Annotated in this window: 1 protein-coding gene; it reads left to right on the plus strand. The window is 67.5% G+C overall.

Features of this window, described 5'->3' with window-relative positions:
• Window positions 1–206 (plus strand): acyltransferase domain-containing protein (locus PUR61_RS17280; protein WP_329879747.1); only part of this gene is annotated, 206 nt, incomplete at both ends.

The following is a 206-nucleotide window of genomic DNA, read 5'->3' on the forward strand; positions in this document are numbered from 1 at the left end:
CTGGCGGAGGTGGAGGGTGCGCTGAAGCCTTATGTGGACTGGTCGTTGGTGGATGTGGTGAATCAGGTGCCGGGTGCCGCCTCGCTGGAGCGGGTGGATGTGGTGCAGCCGGTGTCGTTCGCCGTGATGGTGGGTCTGGCGCGGGTGTGGGGTTCGCTGGGTGTGGTGCCGGACGCGGTGGTGGGGCATTCGCAGGGTGAGATCGC

This window comes from Streptomyces sp. BE20 (genome assembly GCF_036322525.1).
GTDB lineage: Bacteria > Actinomycetota > Actinomycetes > Streptomycetales > Streptomycetaceae > Kitasatospora.